This window comes from Mesorhizobium sp. LNJC405B00 (genome assembly GCF_000502615.1).
Lineage (GTDB): Bacteria > Pseudomonadota > Alphaproteobacteria > Rhizobiales > Rhizobiaceae > Mesorhizobium.
On the sequence record NZ_AYWC01000002.1, the window covers coordinates 424,285 to 448,696 of the forward strand.

25 protein-coding genes and 2 pseudogenes are annotated in these 24,412 nt (G+C 62.5%); 10 read left to right on the plus strand and 17 right to left on the minus strand.

Going from position 1 to position 24,412, the window contains the following annotated elements:
* Positions 1 to 6: 6 nt before the first annotated feature.
* The 7 genes from X756_RS159460 to X756_RS159430 all read right to left on the minus strand — a co-directional run bounded on the left by X756_RS159460 (position 7) and on the right by X756_RS159430 (position 8,380).
* On the minus strand, positions 7 to 2,571 hold the full coding sequence (locus X756_RS159460) for a PAS domain-containing sensor histidine kinase (protein ID WP_023672300.1): 2,565 nt from the start codon (positions 2,569 to 2,571) through the stop codon (positions 7 to 9).
* A 306-nt stretch (positions 2,572 to 2,877) separates the two neighbouring features.
* Positions 2,878 to 4,278, minus strand: a complete 1,401-nt coding sequence (gene ahcY / locus X756_RS159455) for an adenosylhomocysteinase (protein WP_023681401.1) — start codon at positions 4,276 to 4,278, stop codon at positions 2,878 to 2,880.
* A gap of 207 nt (positions 4,279 to 4,485) precedes the next feature.
* Entirely contained in the window at positions 4,486 to 4,776 is a 291-nt protein-coding gene (locus X756_RS159450) for an HPr family phosphocarrier protein (protein ID WP_023672303.1), read from the minus strand.
* Positions 4,773 to 5,174: a PTS sugar transporter subunit IIA gene (locus X756_RS159445; protein ID WP_023672304.1), complete on the minus strand. Its 402-nt coding sequence runs from the start codon at positions 5,172 to 5,174 to the stop codon at positions 4,773 to 4,775. Before X756_RS159445 ends, X756_RS159450 begins: the two co-directional genes overlap by 4 nt.
* 164 nt (positions 5,175 to 5,338) lie before the next feature.
* Positions 5,339 to 5,800: an HPr kinase gene (locus X756_RS159440; RefSeq protein ID WP_023728843.1), complete on the minus strand. Its 462-nt coding sequence runs from the start codon at positions 5,798 to 5,800 to the stop codon at positions 5,339 to 5,341.
* 12 nt (positions 5,801 to 5,812) lie between these two features.
* Positions 5,813 to 7,594, minus strand: a complete 1,782-nt coding sequence (locus X756_RS159435) for a sensor histidine kinase (RefSeq protein WP_023728844.1) — start codon at positions 7,592 to 7,594, stop codon at positions 5,813 to 5,815.
* Between the two features lie 84 nt (positions 7,595 to 7,678).
* Positions 7,679 to 8,380, minus strand: coding sequence for a response regulator transcription factor (locus tag X756_RS159430; RefSeq protein WP_010912942.1), 702 nt, complete (start codon positions 8,378 to 8,380; stop codon positions 7,679 to 7,681).
* 346 nt (positions 8,381 to 8,726) lie between these two features.
* Between X756_RS159430 and X756_RS159425 the strand changes: the two genes are divergently transcribed.
* The 5 genes from X756_RS159425 (at position 8,727) to X756_RS159405 (ending at position 14,021) form a co-directional block, all read left to right on the plus strand.
* The gene (locus tag X756_RS159425; RefSeq protein ID WP_023728845.1) at positions 8,727 to 10,337 is read left to right on the plus strand and encodes a phosphoenolpyruvate carboxykinase; all 1,611 of its coding nucleotides are present in this window, start codon (positions 8,727 to 8,729) and stop codon (positions 10,335 to 10,337) included.
* Positions 10,338 to 10,423: 86 nt separating this feature from the next.
* A complete protein-coding gene (gene arfB, locus X756_RS159420) occupies positions 10,424 to 10,858 on the plus strand; it encodes an alternative ribosome rescue aminoacyl-tRNA hydrolase ArfB (RefSeq protein ID WP_023672309.1) in 435 nt (144 codons plus the stop codon).
* A 158-nt stretch (positions 10,859 to 11,016) separates the two neighbouring features.
* Positions 11,017 to 11,655, plus strand: coding sequence for an alpha-ketoglutarate-dependent dioxygenase AlkB (locus X756_RS159415; protein ID WP_023728846.1), 639 nt, complete (start codon positions 11,017 to 11,019; stop codon positions 11,653 to 11,655).
* A gap of 79 nt (positions 11,656 to 11,734) precedes the next feature.
* Entirely contained in the window at positions 11,735 to 12,823 is a 1,089-nt protein-coding gene (locus X756_RS159410; RefSeq protein ID WP_084569847.1) for a phosphatase PAP2 family protein, read from the plus strand.
* Positions 12,824 to 12,881: 58 nt separating this feature from the next.
* Entirely contained in the window at positions 12,882 to 14,021 is a 1,140-nt protein-coding gene (locus tag X756_RS159405; protein ID WP_050589217.1) for a phosphatase PAP2 family protein, read from the plus strand.
* Here X756_RS159405 and coaA read toward each other — a convergent pair.
* The 10 genes and pseudogenes from coaA to X756_RS1000000168615 all read right to left on the minus strand — a co-directional run.
* On the minus strand, positions 14,008 to 14,967 hold the full coding sequence (gene coaA / locus X756_RS159400; RefSeq protein WP_023728849.1) for a type I pantothenate kinase: 960 nt from the start codon (positions 14,965 to 14,967) through the stop codon (positions 14,008 to 14,010). The genes X756_RS159405 and coaA overlap by 14 nt on opposite strands.
* Before the next feature lie 132 nt (positions 14,968 to 15,099).
* A complete protein-coding gene (locus X756_RS159395) occupies positions 15,100 to 15,423 on the minus strand; it encodes a phosphoribosyl-ATP diphosphatase (RefSeq protein ID WP_023672314.1) in 324 nt (107 codons plus the stop codon).
* 8 nt (positions 15,424 to 15,431) lie between these two features.
* Positions 15,432 to 16,238, minus strand: a complete 807-nt coding sequence (gene hisF / locus X756_RS159390) for an imidazole glycerol phosphate synthase subunit HisF (RefSeq protein ID WP_023728850.1) — start codon at positions 16,236 to 16,238, stop codon at positions 15,432 to 15,434.
* Positions 16,235 to 17,071 (minus strand): arginase family protein, encoded by an 837-nt coding sequence (locus X756_RS159385; RefSeq protein ID WP_023672316.1) that lies wholly within the window; start codon positions 17,069 to 17,071, stop codon positions 16,235 to 16,237. Before X756_RS159385 ends, hisF begins: the two co-directional genes overlap by 4 nt.
* Positions 17,068 to 17,814, minus strand: coding sequence for a 1-(5-phosphoribosyl)-5-[(5-phosphoribosylamino)methylideneamino]imidazole-4-carboxamide isomerase (gene hisA, locus X756_RS159380; RefSeq protein ID WP_023672317.1), 747 nt, complete (start codon positions 17,812 to 17,814; stop codon positions 17,068 to 17,070). Before hisA ends, X756_RS159385 begins: the two co-directional genes overlap by 4 nt.
* A 3-nt stretch (positions 17,815 to 17,817) precedes the next feature.
* Positions 17,818 to 18,108, minus strand: coding sequence for a DUF1330 domain-containing protein (locus tag X756_RS159375; protein WP_023672318.1), 291 nt, complete (start codon positions 18,106 to 18,108; stop codon positions 17,818 to 17,820).
* 1 nt (position 18,109) lies between these two features.
* Positions 18,110 to 18,760, minus strand: coding sequence for an imidazole glycerol phosphate synthase subunit HisH (gene hisH, locus X756_RS159370; protein ID WP_023728851.1), 651 nt, complete (start codon positions 18,758 to 18,760; stop codon positions 18,110 to 18,112).
* A 1-nt stretch (position 18,761) separates the two neighbouring features.
* Positions 18,762 to 19,238: a DUF2628 domain-containing protein gene (locus X756_RS159365; protein WP_023728852.1), complete on the minus strand. Its 477-nt coding sequence runs from the start codon at positions 19,236 to 19,238 to the stop codon at positions 18,762 to 18,764.
* A gap of 4 nt (positions 19,239 to 19,242) precedes the next feature.
* A pseudogene (locus tag X756_RS1000000168610) lies at positions 19,243 to 19,671 on the minus strand (imidazoleglycerol-phosphate dehydratase); the annotation flags it as partial.
* Between the two features lie 4 nt (positions 19,672 to 19,675).
* Positions 19,676 to 19,918: pseudogene (locus X756_RS1000000168615) on the minus strand (imidazoleglycerol-phosphate dehydratase); the annotation flags it as partial.
* 237 nt (positions 19,919 to 20,155) lie between these two features.
* Between X756_RS1000000168615 and hslV the strand changes: the two are divergent.
* The 5 genes from hslV to X756_RS159340 all read left to right on the plus strand — a co-directional run bounded on the left by hslV (position 20,156) and on the right by X756_RS159340 (position 24,379).
* A complete protein-coding gene (gene hslV, locus X756_RS159360; RefSeq protein ID WP_023672322.1) occupies positions 20,156 to 20,707 on the plus strand; it encodes an ATP-dependent protease subunit HslV in 552 nt (183 codons plus the stop codon).
* Positions 20,697 to 21,224: a GNAT family N-acetyltransferase gene (locus X756_RS159355; RefSeq protein ID WP_023728853.1), complete on the plus strand. Its 528-nt coding sequence runs from the start codon at positions 20,697 to 20,699 to the stop codon at positions 21,222 to 21,224. Before hslV ends, X756_RS159355 begins: the two co-directional genes overlap by 11 nt.
* A 4-nt stretch (positions 21,225 to 21,228) precedes the next feature.
* The gene (locus X756_RS159350; protein WP_023728854.1) at positions 21,229 to 21,831 is read left to right on the plus strand and encodes a DUF2585 domain-containing protein; all 603 of its coding nucleotides are present in this window, start codon (positions 21,229 to 21,231) and stop codon (positions 21,829 to 21,831) included.
* Between the two features lies 1 nt (position 21,832).
* Positions 21,833 to 23,146, plus strand: a complete 1,314-nt coding sequence (gene hslU, locus X756_RS159345; protein WP_023672325.1) for an ATP-dependent protease ATPase subunit HslU — start codon at positions 21,833 to 21,835, stop codon at positions 23,144 to 23,146.
* Positions 23,147 to 23,422: 276 nt separating this feature from the next.
* Entirely contained in the window at positions 23,423 to 24,379 is a 957-nt protein-coding gene (locus tag X756_RS159340) for a DUF1402 family protein (protein ID WP_023728855.1), read from the plus strand.
* Positions 24,380 to 24,412: the final 33 nt, after the last annotated feature.

The window sequence follows — 24,412 nt, forward strand, 5'->3', positions numbered from 1 at the left end:
AGCGCGCTACTCGGCCGCGGCGCGGATGCCCGACGGTGCATCGGGGAAGGTGCAGATGACGGTGGTGCCCTTGTCCTTGCCGGTCTCGATGCGCACGCTGCCGCCGTGCAGCTCGACAAAGCTCTTGACGATCGACAGGCCTAAGCCCGCACCGCGCCGGCGCCCGCCATTGGTGCGCGGCTCGAAGCGGCGGAACACCGAATCGAGCAGGTCCGGCGGCATGCCGGGGCCGTTGTCATGGACGGAGAATTCCACACCTTGCTCCAAATGCCGGCAGGCAAGCGTGATAGTGCTCGCCTCCGGCGCGTAATTGGCGGCGTTGCTGAGCAGATTGTAGAGGATCTGGCGAACCCGGGTCTCGTCGCCGTGAAAACTCTTCGGCGCCGCAGCGGCGTCGATCCGGAGCTTGATCGAATGCTCTTGCAGCCGGTCGGCGACCAGTTCGGCCGCGGCCTCGATGGTGCGCTCGACGCTTACTTCCGAAATGTCGAGCTGCATGATGCCGGCGTCGACGGTGGCGAGGTCGAGTATGTCGTTGACGATGGTGAGCAGCACCGAGGATGACGAGCCGACATGCTCGACATATTCGCGCTGCTTTGGGCTGAGCGGCCCGGTCGCCGGCAGCGACAGAAGCTCGGTGAAGCCGATGATGTTGGTCAGCGGCGAGCGCAGCTCGTAGGAGACATGCTGCACGAACTCGTTCTTCAGCTGGTCGGATTTCTGCAGCGCTTCGTTCTTGTCCTTCAGCGCGCGCTCGACATTGACGCTGTCGGTGACGTCCACAAAGGTCATCATCACCTGGCCGTTGGGCAGCGGGATGACGGCGTAGCTGAGCACTGTGCCGTTCTTCAGTTCGGTCTGGCCATGGCGGTCGCGGCGCTCGTCGTCGAAACCGGTGATGGCGGCGACGAACCCGCCCCACGGGCTGTCGACGGCGCGCTGGTCGCTGAGATCGCGGATCGCTGAGACATGGACGTTGGGCTTGATCACATCCTGGCTCAGTCCCCACAGCGCGACAAAGGCCGGGTTCGACAGGCGCAGCCGCCCATCGGGACCGAACACGGCGACGCCTTCGGCCAGATTGTCGAGCGTTTCGCCCTGGACCCGCACCGCCGTCTGGTAGCGGCTTTCGAGGTCCATCTTCTCGGTCAGGTTCTCGAACACCCAGGTCACGCCGCCCTTCGGCTGCGGGTTGGCCACCACGCGGATGGTCTTGCCGTCGGGCAGATGCCACCAATGCTCTTGCGATTCCACCGCGCGGTAGGCGCCAAGCAGGCCTTCTTTCCAGCGCCGCCATTCCGGCTGCTCGGCGATCTTGCCTTCGCTGCGCAGCCGGTCGAGCAGCAGCGCATTGTCGGGCGCGCTGTGCAGGAAGCCCGGGTCCAGCCCCCACAGTTTCTGGAACGCCTGGTTGAAGAAGCGCAACTTCTCGTTGGCATCGAAGATCGCCACCGCCGTGTTGAGCTGGTCGAGCGTGTCGGCATGGCTGCGCACCGTGCGCTCATATTCGCCGCGAATGGTTTCGGTGGCGCTGGTGTCGCAGGCAAGACCGGCCGAGCCGTCGGCACCGGCGAAGTCGGTGACGGCGAACACCCGGCGGTCGCCCTCGATCACCGTCGACAGCGTCTGTTCGAAGATCGGGCGCGATTTGTGCTGCGCGGCGATCTGTTCGCGCGCCTGGGCGCCGAGGAATTCCTTGGCTTCGCGCACCGCGGTCTCGGCGTTCGGTGCCTCGACCGCTCCGGCATAGGCACGGTTGACCCATTTCAGCCGCCCGTCGGTGGCGCGCAGCCAGGCCGGCATCGGCAAGGCGTCGAGCAGGCCGATCATGGTCTCGTAGTCGGCGGCCAGCCGCTGGTTCTCGATCTTCAGCCTGGCTTGGCTCCTCTGAGTTTCCGACAGCGAGACGAAGCGCACCAGCACATGCGCGGCGCTCTTGCGGCCATGCACTTCAAGCGGCGCCCCGGCCTGCGATTCGATCACGAGATCAAAGGGTTTCGCTTTCTCGCGCAGACCAGCGACGGCATTTTCGAGCGCCGCCGCCGAGCGCGGCATCAGCCAGCGGCCGAAGGCGAGGAAGGCTGCACGGTCGTCCGGCGCACCGCTTTCCAGCGGCAGCGTGCCGATCAGCTCCGGCTTCTTGTTCTCCGACGCCCAGACGATGACGCGCTGGTCACGCAGATTGAGCAGCGCCTCGGAGCGCTGCAGCGCCGCATTGATGTCGGCAATGCGGGCTCTGAGTTCGACATTCTGCGCCGAGGTGCGGGCTCTTTCGCGGATCAGGAAGATGGCCGAGACCAGTGCCGCGCCCATGACGCCGACGAACATGGCGAGCTGGATGACTTCGACCGCGCTGACCGACAGTCCGGCCTTCTGCGCAATGGCCGGCTCGGCATGGGCGGCAAACGAGGTGAGCGGGCCGGCAAGAGCTGAGGTGGCAAGAAAGCCGGCGGTGCGGGCGCCAACGCGCCTCTTCAGGCCACCGCCTGTCGTGACGGAGCCATTGCTATCGGAATCGTCATGGCCGCCGGAAACGGCCGATCCCGCGCGAGGCGGGTTTTCCCCCGGCATGCCTTGGTCCTCTTCGCCGCCTGAATGCAAGACCGCCTAGATCAGGATCACGTTTGATGGAAACGCCCTTCTGACCTAACTCTTTTCTAAAGGCATGATCTTTTCCGAAAACCGCTTCCCACTTTTCGCTGACGCGGTCCTTCGGTTCGAATCATGCTCTCGATGCGTACGCCGGCCTCGTCCCGGCCCACGAATCAGCACAATAGCGCGTGCTGGAATCGGCGTGAAGAATCATCCGCGCAAAAAAGAAGCCGGGCGAAAAGTCAATCGCCCGGCTTCAATATCTAGTGGTAAACGCCGCTTTGGCTAATAGCGGTAGTGTTCCGGCTTGAACGGACCCTGCGGGGTCACGCCGATATAGGCGGCCTGTTCGCCGGAAAGTTCGGTCAAGCGGGCTCCAAGCTTGTCGAGATGCAGACGCGCCACCTTCTCGTCGAGGTGCTTGGGCAGCACATAGACCTGGTTCTGGTACTGGCCGGGCTTGGTGTAGAGCTCGATCTGCGCCAGCACCTGATTGGTGAACGAAGCCGACATCACGAAGCTCGGATGACCGGTCGCGTTGCCGAGGTTGAGCAGGCGCCCCTCGGACAGCAGGATCATCCGCTTGCCGTCCGGGAAGGTTATCATGTCGACCTGCGGCTTGACGTTGGTCCATTGCAGGTTGCGCAGCGACGCGACCTGGATCTCATTGTCGAAGTGGCCGATATTGCCGACGATCACCATGTCCTTCATCGAGCGCATGTGGTCGAGGGTGACGACATCCTTGTTGCCGGTGGTGGTGATGACGATGTCGGCGGTCGGTGCGGCATCTTCCAGCGTGACGACTTCAAAGCCGTCCATCGCCGCTTGCAGCGCGCAGATCGGATCGACTTCGGTGACCTTGACGCGGGCGCCGGCGCCCTTGAGCGAAGCCGACGAGCCCTTGCCGACGTCGCCATAGCCGCAGACGACCGCAACCTTGCCGGCCATCATGGTGTCGGTGCCGCGGCGGATGCCGTCGACCAGCGATTCCTTGCAGCCATATTTGTTGTCGAACTTCGACTTGGTGACCGAGTCGTTGACGTTGATCGCGGGGAACGGCAGCAGGCCCTTCTTCTGCAGCTGGTAGAGCCGGTTGACGCCCGTCGTCGTCTCTTCGGTGACGCCGCGAATGGCTTCCTTCTGCTTGGTGAAGAAGCCGGGCGAGGCCTTCAGGCGCTTCTTGACCTGGGCGTAGAAGTATTCCTCTTCCTCGCTCTGCGGGTTGGACAGCACGTCCTCGCCGGCCTCGGCGCGGGCGCCGATCAGTATGTACATCGTGGCGTCGCCGCCATCGTCGAGGATCATGTTGGAGAGGCCGCCATCGGCCCACTGGAAGATCCTGTCGGTGTAGTCCCAATACTCCTCGAGCGACTCGCCCTTGACGGCGAACACCGGGATGCCGGCCTCGGCGATGGCTGCGGCCGCATGGTCCTGGGTCGAGAAGATGTTGCACGAGGCCCAGCGGATATCGGCGCCAAGCGCCTTCAGCGTCTCGATCAGCACCGCAGTCTGGATGGTCATGTGCAGCGAGCCGGTGATGCGCGCACCTTTCAACGGCTTCTTGTCGCCGAATTCCTCGCGGCAGGCCATCAGGCCCGGCATTTCGGTTTCGGCGATATCGAGTTCCTTGCGGCCCCAGCCGGCAAGCGAGATGTCGGCGACCACATAGTCCTTGCTACCTGTCATGGCAGTGCTCCGGTGTGATTTGTCTTCAGAATGCGCCTGCGCCACACGGCGCGTCGAAGGGCGCGGAATGCCGGCCTGACTAGCAGATCGCCGCCAAGACGACAATGGGATATAAAGAAATCTTTATGCGCGTATGTGTTTTACGGGGATGCATGCCGCCCAAAAGTATCCCGCGGTTTTGGGACAACGGCGTTCAAAGCAAAAACTTCAGCACTCTTCGCCGAAGCGCGAGGCGACCAGCTGCTCCAGCGCGTCCATCGCCGCTGCGGCTTCAGCGCCGCTGGCGGTGACGCGGATCGAATAACCGGGGCTCGCCGCCAGCATCATCAGCCCCATGATCGAGGTGCCGCCGACCTTGAGACCATCCTTCTCGACATGGACGGTGGCGTCGAAGCCGCTGGCGACCTGGACGAACTTCGCCGAGGCGCGCGCATGCAGGCCGCGCTGGTTGACGATCGGGAACTCGCGCACGATCTCACCGGGCGACAGCGCGTTCATTTGCTGCTCAGCAGCTGACTTGCGACATTGATGTATTTGCGCCCCGCGGCCTGCGCCTCGTCGAGCGCGGTCGCCATGTTGTCGCCCTTGCGGATCGACGACAGCTTGATCAGCATCGGCAGGTTCATGCCGGCGATGACCTCGGTGCGACCGGATTCCATCACCGAAATGGCGAGGTTGGAAGGCGTGCCGCCGAACATATCGGTCAGAACGATGACCCCGGTCCCGGTGTCGACGCGGCCGACGGCGTCGACGATATCGCGCCGACGCTGCTCCATATCGTCATCGGCGCCGATTGCCACGGTTTCGAAATTGTCTTGTGGCCCCACGACATGTTCCACGGCATGGCGGAACTCGGCGGCCAGTTGACCGTGCGTTACAAGCACGAGTCCGATCATTCTATGGTGGCTCCCGTCATCGCCGCTTCACAGGCGCTTTTTATGCTCGCCGGCCATCCCAGGCGGCGGGAGCGCTATCTTGTCGACGCGCGGCGCGTTGACAAGCCCAAAATTGCGTCGGCCATGGCCAATTTGACGCATTGCAGCAAAAAACCGGCGGCGGATCATACGAAAGGCGCAATCGCCAGCCGCGCCATTACCGCCGGCAAAGCCGCAGTGACGTTGCGCTGAACGAGGTCGATGCGCGGCACCACACAGCCGGCAATGGTCGCGCTCGACTCTTCCTGGAAACGCGCGATCGCGTCTGCGGAAACCATCCGGATTGCCAGGTCGATGACCCCCACAGGTTGGAACAAAAGCGGCTTCGGACCAAGCCCGGGCACCTCTGCGAGGCCGGCAATGCTGGCGGGCGCATGGCAGACCAGCCGCCCGAAACGCGCCGCGACAAACAGCTGGTCGTCGCCGATCAGCCGCGCAAACAGCCCGCGCCGGCTGAAATGGTCGATGAGCGCCAGCGCCAGCGTTGTCTTGCCCGAGCCGGACGGCCCGGTGATCAGGACGCCCCGCTCGCCAATCAGGACTGCGGTGGCATGGATGTTCTCGGGTTCCGCGGTGGGATCGGGCATGCGCAGCCGCGATCAGCCTTCGGCCGGCAGCGTAACGACGAAGCGCGCGCCCTTGATGTCGCCGGGCTTGGTGCCGGGGATGTTCTCGGCGGTCAGCGTGCCGCCATGGGCTTCGACGATCTGCCTGGATATCGACAGGCCAAGCCCCGAATTCTGGCCGAACGCCTCGCCCGCCGGGCGGTCGGTGTAGAAGCGCTCGAAGATGCGGTCGATGGCGTCGGTGCGGATTCCGGGGCCGTTGTCGTCGACGGTGACGATGTTGACCTTGCCCGAGCGTGCCAGGGAAATGGCGATATGGCCGTGGTCCTCCGGCACGAAGGAGCGGGCATTCTCGATCAGATTGGTGATGACCTGGCCGATCCTGAGATCATGGCCGGTGACGAAATAGCCTTTGACGCCTTGCGGCAGCTTGGCGGCCTTGAATTCGATCTCGACAGCCTTTTTGTTGCGCGTCGCTTCGCGCGACACGGCGACGAGATCGGTGATGAATTTCTTCAAATCGACCGTGGCGGCATCCTCACGCGCCAGTTCGGCGTCTAGGCGCGAGGCATCGGAAATGTCGGTGATCAGCCGGTCGAGACGCCGGACATCGTGCTGGATGATCTCCATCAGCCTGCCGCGTGAATTGTCGTTCTTGGCAAGCGGCAAGGTCTCCACCGCGCTGCGCAGCGAGGTCAGCGGGTTCTTCAACTCGTGCGAGACATCGGCGGCGAAGCTTTCGATCGCCTCGATGCGGGCATAGAGCGCATTGGTCATGTCGCGCACCGCGACCGACAAATTGCCGATCTCGTCCTGGCGGTCGGAAAAGTCGGGGATCTCCTCGCGGCTCTTGACGCCGCGCCGCACCCGCACTGCCGCCGCCGATAGGCGGCGCAGCGGATTGGCGATGGTGGATGCGAGCAGCATCGACAGGATGGCGGTGACCAGGGCGGCGATGCCGAACACGCGCAAAATAGCCTTGCGTTCGGCGGCGACGATCTTGTCGATGTCGCCGCCTTCCGTCGACAGCATCAGCACGCCGAGGACGGCACGGAAGCGCTGGATCGGCACCGCCACCGAAACGATCTGCTCGCCCTGTTCGCTCACCCGCACGATCGTCGATGGACTGCCGGTCAGCGCCTTGACCACTTCCGGGAAGGCCGCACCGTTGCCGCCGGGCTGCTCATGGTAGACGGGCAGGTCCTTGTTGCGGAAGAAGTCGAAGACGAATTTCTGCACGCGCTCCAGCATATCCGGCTGCTCGTCCTCGACCGGCGGCAGGTCGTAGCGCAGGATCTGGCCGCGCGAATAGAGATGGCGCGAATCGAGCAGCAGATTGGCGTCGCGGTCATAGATGCGGGCCCGGGTGCGCGTCGGCGAAATCAGCCGCCGCAGCACCGGCGCCACGCGCTCGGGATTGATCGGGAAATCCAGATTGTCGAGCTGGTCGGAGCCCGGCCCCAGGCTTTCGCCGGCCTGCAGTTCAAGCAGTTTTTCTGGATCGATGCTGATCGAATCGGTCTCGACCGTCGCCGACGCGGCAATGGCGCCGGCGATGATCTCGCCCTGCGTCATCAGGCTTTCGACGCGGGCGTCGATCAGCCCGTCGCGGAAGGTGTTGAGATAGAGGATGCCGGTGACCAGCACGGCGAGGCCGGCCAGGTTGAGGAACAGGATGCGCCGGGTCAGGCTGGAAAAGATGTGGTGGCCGAGGAAGCGGCGCATCGGCACCGTCAACCTCGACAGGAATGCGGGCAGAATCCGCGACCGCCTGACAGCGCTCGTTCGTCTGCTCCGCTGTACATCCACTGCCATCGAATAGCAGCTCCCGCCTAGTCTTTGGTTTTATGCATGTCGTCGTCCCAAAAACGCGACCACTTTTGGGCGACATGCATCAACTCAAGCTTCGCGGAACCGGTATCCGACTCCGTAAAGGGTTTCGATCATTTCGAAGTCGTCATCGACGGCCTTGAACTTCTTGCGCAGCCGCTTGATGTGGCTATCGATGGTGCGGTCGTCGACATAGACCTGCTCATCATAGGCCGAATCCATCAGCGCATCACGGCTTTTTACCACGCCGGGGCGCTGCGCCAACGAGTGCAGGATGAGAAATTCGGTGACCGTCAGCGTCACCGGCTCGCCCTTCCAGGTGCAGGTATGGCGTTCCTGGTCCATGACGAGCTGGCCGCGTTCCAGCGAACGGGCCTGCTGGCTGGGCGCCTTTGCCGCAGCTTCGCGGGCGCTGGCGCGGCGCAGCACGGCGCGCACCCGTTCGACCAGCAGGCGCTGCGAGAACGGTTTGCGGATGAAATCGTCGGCGCCCATCTTGAGGCCGAAAAGCTCATCGATCTCATCGTCCTTCGAGGTCAGGAAGATCACCGGCAGGTCGGACTTCTGCCGCATCCGGCGCAACAGCTCCATGCCGTCCATGCGCGGCATCTTGATGTCGAGGATGGCGAGATTCGGCGGCCGCGCCGCCAGGCCTTCCAGCGCCGACGCACCATCCGTGTAGGTCTCGACGCGATACCCCTCGGACTCGAGGGCGATCGACACCGATGTCAGAATGTTGCGGTCGTCATCGACAAGCGCGATTGTTGCCATTTCAAGCGGCTCCCTCATGAGCTGTCCCTTCTGTCTTAGAGAAGGGGCTTTTGCAGGACAAATTAGGTACAAAATGTGGCACAGGCTCCAACCGCTGTCGTGGACGGCTTGCCGGCGGCCCCATCGGAACCTCTACACGGGTTGGACGAACACTGTGTGCCAATCCTTTGGGCAACCACCGTGATTTTTTGCACATATAAACGATTTAAACAACTTTCAAAATTTTTAAATCGATTAATAATTTGATATCATTCGAGTTTTCTGGTTCTCACCGTCTCAGCCCCTAACGCGGGCTCGCCGGAAACGCGCCGGCAAAGTGCGGCGAATCCAGAAGAAGGGACCCTTGATGTCGGAAGTCGGCAAACGCAATTCTGCTTGCGCGATCGATCGTATCGGCCTGAAAACCACCGGCACGGTGCATTATAATTTTGGTGCGGCCGCCCTTTATGAGGCAGCGATCCGTCGTGGCGAGGCCCGGTTGACCGCCGGCGGCGCGCTGCTTGCCGAGACCGGCCAGCACACTGGCCGCTCGCCCAAGGACAAGTTTGTCGTCCGCGATGGCGCCACCGAGCCCCATGTCTGGTGGGACAACAACAAGGCGATTTCGGCGGGCCAGTTCGAAATGCTGCTCGCCGATTTCCTTGTCCAAGCCGCGAATAGGGATCTCTATGTGCAGGACCTCGTCGGCGGCGCCGATGCCGATCTGAAGCTGCCGACGCGGGTCATCACCGAATTCGCCTGGCACTCGCTGTTCATCCGCAATCTTTTGATCCGCCCGCAGGCCGCCGAGCTCGAGGATTTCGTGCCGGAGATGACGATCATCGACCTGCCGTCCTTCCGCGCCGATCCGGCCCGTCACGGCAGCCGCACCGATACGGTGATTGCGGTCGATCTCGCCCGCAAGATCGTGCTGATCGGCGGCACTTCCTATGCCGGCGAGATGAAGAAGTCGGTGTTCACCATGCTGAACTATCTGCTGCCGGAAAAGGGCGTCATGCCGATGCACTGCTCGGCCAATGAGGGCCCGGCCGGCGACGCGGCGATCTTCTTCGGGCTTTCCGGGACGGGCAAGACGACGCTGTCGGCCGATCCGTCACGTACGCTCATCGGCGACGACGAGCATGGCTGGGGACCGCACGGCATCTTCAACTTCGAAGGCGGCTGCTACGCCAAGACGATCCGGCTGTCGGCCGAGGCCGAGCCGGAGATTTTCGCCACCACGCAGCGCTTCGGCACGGTGCTGGAAAATGTCGTGCTCGACGCCGACCGCGTGCCGGACTTCAACGACGGCCGGCTCACCGAAAACACGCGCTGCGCCTATCCGCTGGATTTCATCCCCAATGCCTCGAAGAGCGGACGGGCCAGCCACCCGAAAAACATCATCATGCTGACCGCCGATGCCTTCGGCATCATGCCGCCGATCGCACGGCTGACCCCGGCGCAGGCGATGTACCACTTCCTCTCCGGCTACACCGCCAAGGTGGCCGGCACCGAGAAGGGCGTTACCGAGCCGGAAGCGACGTTCTCGACCTGCTTCGGCGCCCCGTTCATGCCGCGCCACCCCAAGGAATACGGCAATCTGCTGCGCGAGCTGATCGCCCGCCACGGCGCCGATTGCTGGCTGGTCAACACCGGCTGGACCGGCGGCGCCTACGGCACCGGCAAGCGTATGCCGATCAAGGCGACGCGCGCCTTGCTGGCCGCAGCGCTTGACGGTTCGCTGAAGGCGTCCGGTTTCCGCACCGACGCCAATTTCGGCTTCGAGGTGCCGGTTGCTGTGCCTGGCGTCGACAGCGCCATTCTCGACCCGCGTTCGACTTGGGCCGACAAGGCAGCCTATGACCGGCAGGCAGCGCGATTGGTCGGCATGTTCGCCGTCAACTTCGAGAAATTCGAGAGCCATGTCGATGCCGTCGTGCTCGGCGCAGCACCCCGCCTGCAGGAAGCTGCGGAATAGTCGAGGCGTCTTCACCGAAGCATCCTTGAAAGGCGCGGTCTCGATCGGGCCTTTTCTTTTTTGGTCCGCCGCGCCATGACTGCGGCATGCCGATCGACGACATCATCATATCAGACGAAGCCGTAATCCATCCGGGCGACCTACACGAGGATTTCATCCGCTCGTCGGGTCCCGGCGGCCAGAACGTCAACAAGGTGGCGACCGCCGTCCAATTGCGCTTCGACGCCGCCAATGCGGCTGGCCTGTCCGAACGCGTGCGCGCGCGCACGATCAAGCTCGCCGGCCAGCGCGCCACCAAGGACGGCGTCATCGTCATCGAGGCCGGCCGCTTCCGCACCCAGGAGCAGAACCGGGCCGATGCCCGGGCAAGGCTGACGGCGCTGGTCGCCAAGGCCGCGGAACCGCCGCCGCCGCCGCGCAAGAAGACCAGGCCGTCGAAAGGCTCGGTGGAGCGGCGGCTGCAAAGCAAGGCAGGGCGCGGCACGATCAAAAAGCTGCGCGGCCGGGTAGAGAACGACTAAGGACCGCGCCGACTGCGTGCATAAAGCGGCTTCCCCTTCGGAGCCGCAGCCGCAAGGTTTCACCATTGCCACAGAAAGGGAGGCCGACAACCGTGGCTTTCGGGTCGCTGTTTCTGATTGGCGGTGGCATGGTTTCAGTATCAACCGGAGGCGAAGTCATGCTCGTTCTGCCCAAAGGCGTCCGCCACATGCCTGGTTATCTGTCCCGCGCGGCGCAGGAAGCGCTGGTCGAAGAGGTGAGGACCATTGTACAGCGGGCGCCGCTGTACGTGCCGGCGATGCCGCGGACCGGCAAGGAGATGAGCGTGCGCATGACCAATTGCGGCACGCTCGGCTGGGTCACCGACAGGGAACTGGGTTATCGCTACCAGCCAACGCACCCACTCACCGGAGAGCCATGGCCGCCGATCCCGGACGCGCTGATGCAATTGTGGCGGGAGGTCGCCGCCTATCCGAATCCGCCAGAGGCCTGCCTGGTCAATTTCTATACGCAGGACGCCAAAATGGGCCTGCACCAGGATCGCGACGAAGCCGATTTTTCGGCGCCTGTGGTCTCGGTGTCACTTGGCGACGATTGCCTGTTCCGGGTCGGCCAAGTGACGGGCAGGGGGGCCACACGCGACGGCGGCACCAAATCGTTCCGCCTGAAAAGCGGCGACGTCGTCGTGCTCGGCGGCGAAGGCCGGCTCTGCTTCCATGGCGTCGACCGCATCTACCCGTCGACCTCGGCGCTGCTGAAAAATGGCGGCCGGATCAATCTGACGCTGCGGCGGGTCAACCGTACCCTGGAGCAGTAGAGGTATTCTTCGACTTACTGTTTGTTAAAGTATAGGTGCGACACAAAGGAATGTTCTCAAAAAGATTGGGGCCGTTCCTATGGCTTCTTCTGAAATCGTGCAAAGTCCTTCGCATGTGGACCGGTTTCCCGCATGGCTCGCGCGTGAGGGCCGCCGCAGTGCAATGATCTTCGCATTTGTCGTGTTGACCTTTCTCATCGCGAGAATCAGGGGCGATTCGATCCTGCCCCATATTGTTGAATATACCGGTCGAATTGTGCGCTTTTTGCCTTTGCTGGGCTCTATCCTTGTTGCCGTGGTTGGTTCCTGCGCGCTCGTTCAGGGTCGCCATGGGTCACCAGTCAGCATCGCGGTCGCTTCCCTCGGAGGCATGTCGAATACCCTTGCGCGGGGTTTCTGCGCTAGCGTCGTGTTGGCTCTCTTCATGGCGGCATTCCTCTACAACAAAATGATGATTCCGATTGTCGCCCCCTTCCAGTGGGACGAAACTTTCTCCCACTGGGATGCAAATCTCCTGGGTGGGAATCAGGCGTGGCAAATCATTCAGCCGGTCGTCGGCATGCCTTGGGTAACTCGCCTGTTGGACATAGTGTACACTCTGTGGATGCTGCTGGTGTTCTTGTTCTGGGTGGGGTTGCTTGTCAGTCCGCGCGTGCCTGAGCGGATCCGCCTTCGCTACTGGCGGGCGACGGTCATTTCGTGGATCCTGATCGGCCTGGTCATAGCAACGTTGTTCTCCTCGGCAGGACCTTGTTACTTTGCGGAAATGGTGCCGGGCGCACCCTCGCCATATGCCGATCTGATGCGCTATCTCGACGAGGTTGCCTCGATCTATCCGCTGTCGTCATCCTTGACACAGGATTTTCTTTGGGAGGTCTATACTGGCCGTGTCGATTTGCCCGGTGGCATTTCGGCCATGCCCAGCATGCACAACGCGCAGGCGGCGCTGTTTGTGGCTGTCGCGTACTCAATTGATCGCAGGTTCGGTCACGCCATGCTGGCCTTTGGTGTCTTGTTGTTCTTCGGCTCGATTCACCTCGGGTGGCACTATGCCGTGGACGGAATTGTCGGCATTGCCGCGGCGCTCGCCATCTGGTGGGGCTGTGGCAAATTGGGGCTGGCGAATGACGACACTTTCTTGAGCGAGCGCGTCCTCGCACAGCACTAACCGATTCTACAGATTTTCCTTATAAAGTGCCCGGGCATTGCAACGTCGGCTCGGGACAATGACAAAGAGCAGTGTGGTTTTCCGTCAGTTGTGGGCAGTCATCAAACAAGCGATCCCGCTGATTCGCCGGGATTCAGGCGTTTATCTGTTCATCGTCGTCTACACATTGGCCGGACTAGCTTTTCTGTATGCAATAGGCGCGGCCGACCGCAGCGCGTATTCGATATATTTCGGGCGGTGGATATTGTTGAACGGCCTGATGCTGCCGACCTTCGCCATTATTGTTGACATAAGCCTGCTTATACATCGCACCGACATCAGGCGCCGTCTGGCGGCGAAATATGTGTTCTCGACATCGCGGCTGGCATATTCGCTCTCGGGTCTATGCCTCCTCATGGCGCTCATGATCTTTCAAGGCACATTCACCTCGGTGAAGAACGGAATGCCGGTCTGGCAGGACGGCTTTCCATTTGACGTGCTGCATGCCGACATCGATGCGTTCCTGCATTTCGGCGCCGATCCGTGGCGCTGGCTCTATCTGGTGGCCAAAAACGATTTCGTGCGGGCTGCCATCGAGTGGAATTACAACGTATTCTGGTTTGTCCTCAATTTTGGCGCCTTGTTCTTCGTCGCGACATCGCCCCGGACGGCGTCGGTTCGAACGCGCTATGTCATCTGCTTCATGGTGGTTTGGATCGTCGTCGGCAACATATTGGCTGGACTGTTCCTGTCGGCTGGTCCGGCGTTTTACGGGATGGTCACGGGCGACACGGCGCGGTTTGGCGAACAGCTCGCATTCCTGGCCCGCGGCGCCGAATCCTCCAATTCCGCTGTTTCCTACCAGCAATATTTGTGGAGGCTTCATGAGGCCAGGCAGACCGGTTTCGCGTCAGGCATTTCGGCCTTTCCCAGCGTGCATGTCGGCTTGGCGATGCTCAACGCACTTTTTGCATGGGAGTACAATCGCCGTCTCGGCGCTGTAGCGTTTGTCTATGTGGCCTTTGTTGCCGTCAGCTCGGTTTATCTGGCGTGGCACTATGCAATCGACGGCTATGCCGCAGCTGCTGTCTCGGTGATTGTCTATGTCGCGGCGCGCAAACTCGTCCCGGCCGACCGGCGCTATGTCCGGCGACCGGCGCAGGATACGCAATCGGCCGATATCGCGACCAGCCCGGAGGCGGCGGTCACAGTTTCCTGAGCGCCACTTCCTCGACCAGATGATTGGCGCCCTTGCGCAGGATGAGGTCGGCCCGCGCTCGTGTCGGCACGATGTTCTCGCGCAGGTTTTTCAGGTTGATGTTGGCCCACAAGCCTTCCGCAATGGCGCGCGCGGCGTCTTCCGAAAGCTGCGAATAGCGGTGGAAGAAGGAGTCCGGATTGCGGAAGGCCGTCTCGCGCAGGCGCATGAAGCGGGCGATGTACCATTGGTGGATCAGCTTTTCGTCGGCGTCGATATAAATGGCGAAATCGAAGAAATCCGACAGGAACGGCACTATCTTGCCGTCCTTCGGCAATTTGCCGGGTTGCAGAACGTTGATGCCTTCGAAGATCAGAATGTCTGGCCGGTCGATGGTGACGAACTCGCCGGGAATGACGTCATAGGTCAAATGCGAATAGACGGGCGCGCCGACATTGCGCTGCGCCGACTTGATGCCCGAGAGGAAACGCAGCAGCGCACCGACATCGTAGCTGTCGGGAAAGCCCTTGCGCTCCATCAGATTGTCGCGTCGCAACACCTTGTTGGGCAGCAGGAACCCGTCGGTAGTGATGAGATCGACCTTGGGGCTCGACGGCCAGCGCGCCAGAAGCTCCTTCAGCACGCGCGCCGTGGTCGATTTGCCGACCGCAACCGAACCGGCAATGCCGATGATGAACGGTGTCTTGACCACATCCAGCGCGTTGAAGAAGGCCTGGCGCTGGCGAAACAGCAACTGGCTGGCCTCGACATGCGCCGAAAGCAGCCGCGAGAGCGACAGATAGATGCGCTTGACTTCTTCCAGGTCGACCGGATCGTTCAGTGAGCGCAGACGGTTGATCTCGTCTTCGCCCAGCGTCATCGGCGTGTCGGCGCGGAAGTTCGACCATTGCTCGGCCGAGAAGAAACGATAGGGGGAATATTTCTCGGTCGGAGCGAGCTGGTCCATCGAGTTTCCTGCCCTCTAGAGCATGAGGCCGAAAAGTGTGAAGCGGTTTTCGGGCGACATCATGCTCCCTCTATCAATTTAGAGACGGATTCAGATTTAAGGCCTCGGCCCGAAATCATCCGGCTCTCGCGGTCAGCCTTTCGGCCGGGATGCCTTTTCAGTGACGCCCGAACGGCCGGTACGGCCCTCAAGCTCCTTCAGCACCTCGCCCAGCGAAACGCCGGCCATGCCAAGCACGACGAGCCAATGATATATGAGATCGGCACTTTCGGAAACGAGGGCATTTTTGTCGCCTTTGACGGCGGCAATCACCGTCTCGACTGCCTCTTCACCAAGCTTCTGCGCCGCCTTGTCGATGCCTTTGGCGAACAGTTTTGCCGTCCACGAGTCCGGGTCGCCGGAACGGGCGCGTTCGCCAATGATCGTTTCCAGATCGGACAGCGAAAATTCAGCCATGGCGCAGCCTACAGCCTTTGTGGAGTGGATTGAACCGGGTAGTCCAGCCGCATCGGCAGCCCGGCCTCGGCCATATGCGCCTTGGCTTCCGCAATCGTGTAAGTGCCGAAATGGAAGATCGAGGCCGCGAGCACGGCGCCGGCGTGGCCGTCGCGAATGCCCTCGACCAGATGGTCGAGCGTGCCGACGCCGCCCGACGCGATGACCGGCGCGCGCACCGCATCCGCTATCGCGCGGGTCAGCGCAATGTCGTAACCGGCCTTGGTGCCGTCACGGTCCATCGAGGTCAAAAGAATCTCGCCGGCGCCGCGTTCGACCATTTTTCGCGCAAACTCGACCGCATCGATGCCGGTCTTTTCACGGCCGCCATGGGTGAAGATCTCCCAGCGGTCGGCTTCATTGGGTGCCGACACCTTCTTGGCGTCGATGGCGACGACAATGCACTGGTTGCCGAACTTGTCGGCGGCTTCCGCGACGAAATCGGGGTTCTTCACCGCCGCAGTGTTGATCGACACCTTGTCGGCGCCGGCCAGCAACAGTTTGCGAATATCGGCCACCTGGCGCACGCCGCCGCCGACGGTCAGCGGCATGAAGCATTGTTCGGCGGTGCGGGCGACGACGTCGAAGATGGTTTCACGGTTGTCGGACGACGCGGTGATATCGAGAAAGCAAAGCTCGTCAGCGCCGGCCGCGTCATAGGCTTTGGCCGCCTCGACCGGATCACCGGCATCGATGAGGTCGACGAAATTGACGCCCTTGACGACGCGGCCGTTCTTGACGTCGAGGCAAGGGATGACTCGGGCCTTCAGCATCAGCCCTTCTCCATCGTCGCCAGCAACTCGCTGAGCAGTTCGCCGACCAGCGGCGGAACCTCGGCCTGCGCATCGAACGCCGGATCGTAGGCGGAAATGGTGATGCCGGAAATCGGCAGCAGGCCGGCCATGCCGCAGACAGCCTGGCGCAGCTGTTTCGGCTCCGGGCCGCCGGGCGTGGTGTAACGGTTGGCCTGCAGCGCCCCGGGGTCGTGCACGTCGAGATCGAGATGCAGGTGCACCCGCTTCGCATCCGGCGCCTTCAGCCTGCCGCACGCCGTGGCCCAGTCCGGGCATTCGGTGCGGATGACCGGCAACGTCTTCAACAGCTCCGTTTCGGCCGGATCGAGATCGCGTGCGTTGACCAGCACGCAGCGCGCCGGATCGATCGGCCTGAAGCCGGGGATGGCCGAGGCCATCGGCTTCCAGCACAGGCCGAGAACCGTGGCCAGCGCCATGCCATCGAGAAAGCCGAAGATGGACGTCTCCGGGGTGTTGAGATCGCCATGCTGGTCGGCCCAGATGATCGCATCGGCATCCTCGCCGGCAACCGCACCGGCCGATGTCAGGCAATTGCCCGCGAGCACGATGGGAAACCGGCCGCGGTCTATGGCGATGCGGACCTCGCCGGAGAGGGCACCGCACACGGCAAAGCCGGTGGCGATCTCGCGCTGCTGTTCGTCGCCAACCCTGCCGATATCGGTGACGACGACGTCATGCCCGGAGAGCGTCAGCGCGTCGACAAGCCCGCCGGCGATGAGTGCATCCGGGCCTCGGCCCATGCCGCCGTGATAGTGGCCGCTGTCATAGGAGGCCAGGATGATGGAGATTTTCACGGCCGGGTCTCCATCGCCTTGCCCTGCAGCACCGCAAGCGCCTCGGCCGGGTCGATGCGCCCGTCATAGAGCGCGCGACCGGAGATGGCGCCTTCGAGTTTCTTTGCGTCGGGCATGGTCATGCGCACGATGTCGGCGATCGAGGCCAGCCCGCCCGAGGCGATGACCGGGATCGACACCGCGTCGGCGAGATCGATCGTGGCGTCCCAGTTGATGCCGGTCAGAACGCCGTCGCGGTCGATGTCGGTGTAGATGATGGCGGCAACGCCGGCGCCTTCGAATTTCTGCGCCAGTTCGATGACGCCGAGGCTGGAGGCCTCGGCCCAGCCTTCGACCGCCACCTTGCCGCCCTTGGCGTCGATGCCCACGGCGATCTTTCCAGGAAATTCCTTGCAGGCTTCCCGGACCAGGTCGGGATCGCGCACCGCCACCGTGCCGAGGATGACGCGGGCCAGCCCGCGGTCGAGCCAGTCCTCGATCTGCGCCAGCGTGCGGATGCCGCCGCCGAGCTGCACCGGGTTTTTCGTCGCCTTGAGGATGGCGCCGACCGCCGCGCTGTTGACGCTCTGGCCCTTGAAGGCGCCGTTGAGGTCGACGACATGCAGCCATTCAAACCCTTGCTCTTCGAAGGCCTTGGCCTGGGCCGCAGGGTCGTCATTGTAGATGGTCGCGGTCGCCATATCGCCGTGCTTCAGCCGCACGCACTTGCCGTCCTTGAGGTCGATGGCCGGAAACAGGATCACCGTTCAGACCCCTTCCACAATGGCGAAATGCGAGGTCGAATAAGCGCGCCGGAATTTCAGCGCTGCCTGGTATTCGGGGGAATGGAAGCAAGCCAGCGCGACCTCGTAGCTTTCGAACTCGACGATCACATGGCGATTGCCGGATGGCCCTTCCGGGCTTGACGACTGACCGCCTCGCGTCAGGAATTTCGCGCCGTATTTGTCGAACGCCGCTTTGTTGGCGGCGATGTATTTCGGATAGTTTTCCGGATCGGTCACATCGACCATCGCCATCCAGTAGCCCTTCTTGCTCATCTCAAGGCCTCCAGCGCAGGAAGTTGGTGATCAGTGCCAGGCCGAGCGCCTGGCTCTTTTCCGGATGGAATTGCATGCCGGCAAGGTTACCGCGCGCGACCGCCGCCGTTACCGGGCCGCCATAATCGGCGACGGCCAGCACTTCGTCCGGCCTTGTCGCGTCGAGATGGTAGGAATGAACGAAATAGGCGTGCAGACCCTTGGGCCCGGTCGCAATACCCGAAAACAGCGGGTGCTTGCGCTCCAGATCGATGGTGTTCCAGCCGATTTGCGGGATCTTCAGTGCCGGATCGGCGGGCGTGATCTCCTTGACGTCGCCGGCAATCCAGCCGAAGCCCTTGGTCACGGTCTTTTCCAGGCCGCACTCCGACATCAGCTGCATGCCGACGCAGATGCCGAGGAACGGCCGCGCCTTGGCGATCGCTACCTCTTCCACCGCTTCCCACATGCCGGCGACGCCGCGCAGGCCCGCCGCGCAATCGGCATAGGCGCCGACGCCGGGCAAAACGATGCGGTCGGCGCTGCGCACCCGCTCGGCGTCGGCGGTCAGCTCGATGGCAGCGGCAATGCCGGCTTCATGCGCGGCGCGCTCGAAGGCCTTGGTGGCCGAGCGCAGATTGCCCGACCCGTAATCGATGATGGCAACCCGCATCTCAGGCTTTTCCCGGCGTATGGCTCAGGCCCAGCGTCAGCCCGGTCTGCGTCGGCCGGGCCAGGCTGGCGTCCGGCACGATGCGCGGCAGCGGCGCCGGCTCGTCGGCAAGCGCCTCGGCGTCCAGTGACTGGCGGATGTCGGCATCGTCAGGATTGTCGGCTTCGACGACGCCCCATTCATGCCAGCCGCCGCGGCGCAGCGCTGCGATCCGCAGCCCTTGGCCTTCCAGCCCGATATAGAGCGAGACCAGTAAAGACAGTGCGGAGCCGGCCCAATCCAGCCCCAGTCTTTCGCCAAGCAGCGAAAGCAGGCCCATGGCGACGAAAGCGAGCGCCGCCTCGATCCACAGCCTGTGCCAGGCGAGCCACAGCGGCGCCACCAGGAAAGCCAGCCAGGAAAAACCGTCGCGGACAAAAATGGGTGCGTCGGCCGCCTCGGTGCGGCCTGGCGGTTCCATCACGACATAGATGGCCATCAGCCTACCCTTTCAGAGATCCCTTGGTGGAGGGAACCGCTTCCGGCTGGCGCGGGTCGCGCTCCAATGCGAAACGCAGCGCGCGCGCCACCGCCTTGAAGCAGGTCTCGGCAATATGGTGATTGTTGGCGCCATAATGGTTGGTGACATGCAGCGTGATACCGGCATTCTGCGCCAGCGCCTGGAAGAATTCACGCACCAGTTCGGTGTCGAACGTGCCGATCTTCGGGGACGAGAAGGCGACATTCCAGACCAGGAACGGACGGCCCGACACGTCGATCGCGGCCCGCGTCAGCGTCTCGTCCATGGCAAGGTCGACAGAGGCATAGCGCATGATGCCGCGCCGCTCGCCCAGCGCCTTGGCCAGCGCCTGGCCGATCGCAATGCCGGTGTCCTCGACCGTGTGGTGGTCGTCAATGTGCAGGTCGCCCTTGGNTGGCCAGCGCCTGGCCGATCGCAATGCCGGTGTCCTCGACCGTGTGGTGGTCGTCAATGTGCAGGTCGCCCTTGGCCTTCACCGTCATGTCGATCAGCGAGTGGCGCGACAGCTGGTCCAGCATATGGTCGAAGAAGCCGACGCCGCTCGACATGTCGGATTTTCCGGTGCCGTCGACATGGACCGAGACACTGATCTCGGTTTCCTTGGTCTTGCGGCTGACTTCGGCGGAACGGGACGCCATGACCTTGTCCTTGGCTGAGGGGTTCGAAACTCAAGACGGGGTTCCAAGCTGTCATTTGCTTGAAAACGAAAGCCTTCTAGCAGCATGATCCGGCGATTGCCAGTTGCGATGCGGACAGCCACCGGCCATGGCGGACGCCGTTTGCAATCACCCGCCCCATGCATACATATGGCCGATCGAAATCACTCGTACCGCGCGCCAATCGCCTTATCGGGATCGCGCGAATCGGAGCTAAAAATGTCGAATGAACTGAGTATGCACGCCACGACCATCGTGACGGTGCGCAAGGGCAACAAGGTGGTGATCGCCGGCGACGGCCAGGTCAGCCTTGGCCAGACCATCATGAAAGGCAACGCCAAAAAGGTGCGCCGCATCGGCAAAGGCGGCAATGTCATTGCGGGTTTCGCCGGCGCCACGGCGGATGCTTTCACCCTTCTGGAGCGGCTGGAAGCCAAGCTCGAACAATATCCCGACCAGTTGACGCGCGCCTGCGTCGAGCTCGCCAAGGACTGGCGCACCGACCGTTATCTGCGCCGGCTGGAAGCGATGATGCTGGTGGCCGACAAGTCGGTTTCGCTGGCGCTCACCGGCACCGGCGACGTGCTGGAGCCCGAATTCGGCGTCATGGCCATCGGTTCCGGCGGCAATTATGCGCTGGCCGCTGCCCGCGCGCTGATGGACAGCGACAAGGATGCCGAGGAGATCGCCCGCAAGGCGATGCAGATCGCCTCCGACATTTGCGTCTACACCAACAACAACTTTGTTGTCGAAACGCTCGATGCCGGCTAACCCGCCGGTGCTCTATGATTTTCGACCGGTTACCGAAAAAGACCTGCCGATGATCGCCGGCTGGCTGGCCGAGCCGCATGTCGCCGAATGGTGGGACGATCCGGAGACGGAAATCGCCGAAATCCGGGAGCACATTGACTCTATTTCTGTAGAGCCGCTGATCGTCGAGCTCGACGGCAGGCCGATCGCCTATCTGCAGAGCTACGATCCGCATCTGGATGACGGCCATCCCTATGCCGACCAGCCGTTTGGCACGCTCGGCATCGACCTGTCGATCGGCGTGCCGGACCTTGTCGGCAAAGGTCATGGCTCGGCGATCGTCAGGCAATTCGTCGAGCAACTGTTCGAGGAAGGCGCGCCGCGCATCATAATCGATCCGCATCCCGACAATGGCCGCGCCATCCGCGCCTATGAAAAGGCGGGCTTCAGGGCTATCGATCGCAGACACTCTAGATATGGGGACGTCGTGCTGATGGCCGTCGATGCCGAAGAGAGCGACGCGGAAGAAGGGGAATGAGTTGATGGCGACACCGGGCACTGCCAAAAATTACTCGGCCTATGAAGACAGCTGGCGGATGGGGCTTCTGCTCGTGCTCGCTCTGCTCATCTTCCAGGCCGGCGCGCTTTACGGCATGGGCCGCACGCCGATCTGCACCTGCGGTTACGTCAAACTCTGGCACGGTGTGGTGAACAGTTCGGAGAATTCCCAGCATATTTCCGACTGGTACACGTTCTCGCACATCATCCACGGCTTCCTGTTCTACGCCTTGGCCTGGGTCCTCTTCCCGCGCTCGCCAATCGGTCTGCGCCTGGCTTTCGCCGTCGTCATCGAGGGCGGCTGGGAACTCCTGGAAAACAGCCCGTTCATCATCGAGCGCTACCGCGCCGGCACCATTTCGCTGGATTACTATGGCGACTCGATCATCAATTCGGTGTCCGACACGCTGGCCATGGTGCTGGGGTTTGTGATGGCCAGAAAGCTACCTATATGGAGCATCGTCGGCCTCGCCCTCATCTTCGAACTGGGTGTCGGCTACCTCATCCGGGACAATCTGACGCTCAACGTGATCATGCTGCTGCATCCGTTCGAGTCCATCAAGCAGTGGCAAAGTGGAATTCAGTGATATGACCACCTTCTCTCCCCGTGAAATCGTTTCGGAACTCGACCGCTTCATCATCGGCCAGAAGGACGCCAAGCGCGCCGTGGCCATTGCCTTGCGCAACCGCTGGCGCCGCCAGCAGCTGGAAGGCCAGATGCGCGAAGAAGTGATGCCGAAGAACATCCTGATGATCGGCCCGACCGGCGTCGGCAAGACCGAGATCTCGCGCCGCCTGGCGCGACTCGCCGGTGCGCCTTTCGTCAAGGTCGAGGCCACCAAGTTCACCGAAGTCGGCTATGTCGGCCGCGATGTCGAGCAGATCATCCGCGATCTGGTCGAGATCGCCATCGGCTTGGTGCGCGAGAAGATGCGCGAGGACGTGAAGGCGCGCGCGCACCTCAATGCCGAGGAGCGCGTGCTGGAAGCCCTGGTCGGCAAGACGGCGAGCCCGGCGACCCGCGATTCCTTCCGCAAGAAGCTGCGCGACGGCGAGCTCGACGACAAGGAGATCGAGATCGAAGTTGCCGACACCGGCACCGGCGGCATGCCCGGCTTCGAGATCCCCGGCATGCCGGGCGCTAATATCGGCGTGCTCAACATCAACGACATGCTGTCGAAGGCGATGGGTGGCAAGAAGACCAAGGCGCGCAAGACGACGGTCAAGGAGTCCTACGCGCTGTTGGTCAACGACGAGTCCGACAAGCTGCTCGACCAGGACGAGGTGGTGCGCCGGGCGCTCGACGCGACCGAAAATGACGGCATCGTCTTCCTCGACGAGATCGACAAGATCGCCTCGCGCGAAGGCGGCATGGGCGCCGGCGTCTCGCGCGAAGGCGTGCAGCGCGACCTGCTGCCGCTGATCGAAGGCACGACGGTGGCGACCAAATACGGACCGTTGAAGACCGACCACATACTGTTCATCGCCTCGGGCGCCTTCCATGTCTCCAAGCCGTCCGACCTGTTGCCGGAATTGCAGGGCCGCCTGCCGATCCGTGTCGAGTTGCGGGCGCTGGAGAAGGACGATTTCATTCGCATCCTCACCGAGACCGAGGCCAGCCTCATCAAGCAGTATATCGCGCTGATGAAGACCGAAGGCGTCGACCTCACCTTCACCGACGATGCCATCGATTCGCTGGCCGGCATCGCTGTCGACCTCAACGCTAGCGTCGAAAACATCGGAGCGAGACGCCTGCAGACGGTGATGGAGCGCGTGCTGGACGAGATCTCCTACGACGCGCCCGACCGCAACGGCACCAGCGTCGCCATCGATGCCGCCTATGTGGAAAAGCATGTCGGCGACCTCTCGCGAAACACAGATTTGTCGCGATTCATCCTTTAAACGAGGGCGCCGGTTCATCCGGCGCCGGTATTAGAGCGCCGCGCGTCCTTTGGACGCGCAAAGGTCGCTCTAACAGTATTGAATCGACGCATCGGACTTTCCAAAAATCGGTTTCGATTTTTGGGCCGATGCTTAGGCAACAGTTTCCGGCAAACATCATCGTGTGTGGCCGGATGGTATCATGCGGCCATCTTTCGTCTTGCCGGCTGCAAGGGCGCTCTCGACTCGACCGGGAGCTTTACCTAGTTTGCGCGGCAATTCTCTAGGCGGCGGCGCATGAAAAAACTGATCCTGCTCATTCTCGGCTTGACGCTGGTGGCGACGCTGTTCGCGGCTGACGCGGCGACATTGGTGCCGGCGGGCAACCGCAATGTCGTGCAGCCTGACATACCGGGCGCCTCCAGCCGCCGCACCCAGGCCACCAACACCACCTTCCAGGCCAAATACCGCAAGGTCTACGCTCTGTTGCAGAACGACGCCGAATTGCGCGCCAAGATCAGGAAGGCGGCTGCCGGTTACGGCATCAACCCCTTGCACATCGTCGGCGCCATCGTCGGCGAGCACACCTACAATGTCGATGCCTACGACCGGCTGCAGACCTACTACGTCAAGGCGATCTCCTACCTCTCCAGCAAGCTGTCCTTCGCCTATGACGGCGAGGACATCACCGATTTCGTGCAGCGGCCGGAATTCAAGAAGTGCACAATGTCGGACAGCTACGACCTGTGGGAATGCCGCGAGCAGGTGTGGAACCGCTCCTTCCGCGGCAAGACCGTCGACGGCACCAGCTTTCCCAACGACCGCTTCGGCGCCACCTTCTTCCAGCCCTATTATGCCGGCCAGACCTTTGGCCTCGGCCAGCTCAACCCGCTGACCGCGCTGCAGATGAGCGATCTGGTGCACAAGGTGTCGGGGCTGCCCGAACTCGATGTCGGCGATCCCAATGGGGTCTACAAGACCATCATGGATCCGGATCTGACATTGCCCTACGTCGCAGCGACGATCAGGAAGTCGATCGACGCCTACAAAAACATTGCCGGCTTCGACATCTCAGGCAATCCGGGGCTGACCGCGACGCTCTACAATGTCGGCAATCCCGAGCAGCGCGCCTATGCGCTGAAAGCAGAGAACGACAAGCGCCGCGCGGCGGGTGAGACGGTCAAACTGCCGGAAGAGAATTATTACGGCTGGCTGGTCAACGACAAGCTGGACGAGCTGAAGGCGCTGTTTTAGCGGGCTTAGCTCAGCCGTCTACCTCCCCCTTTG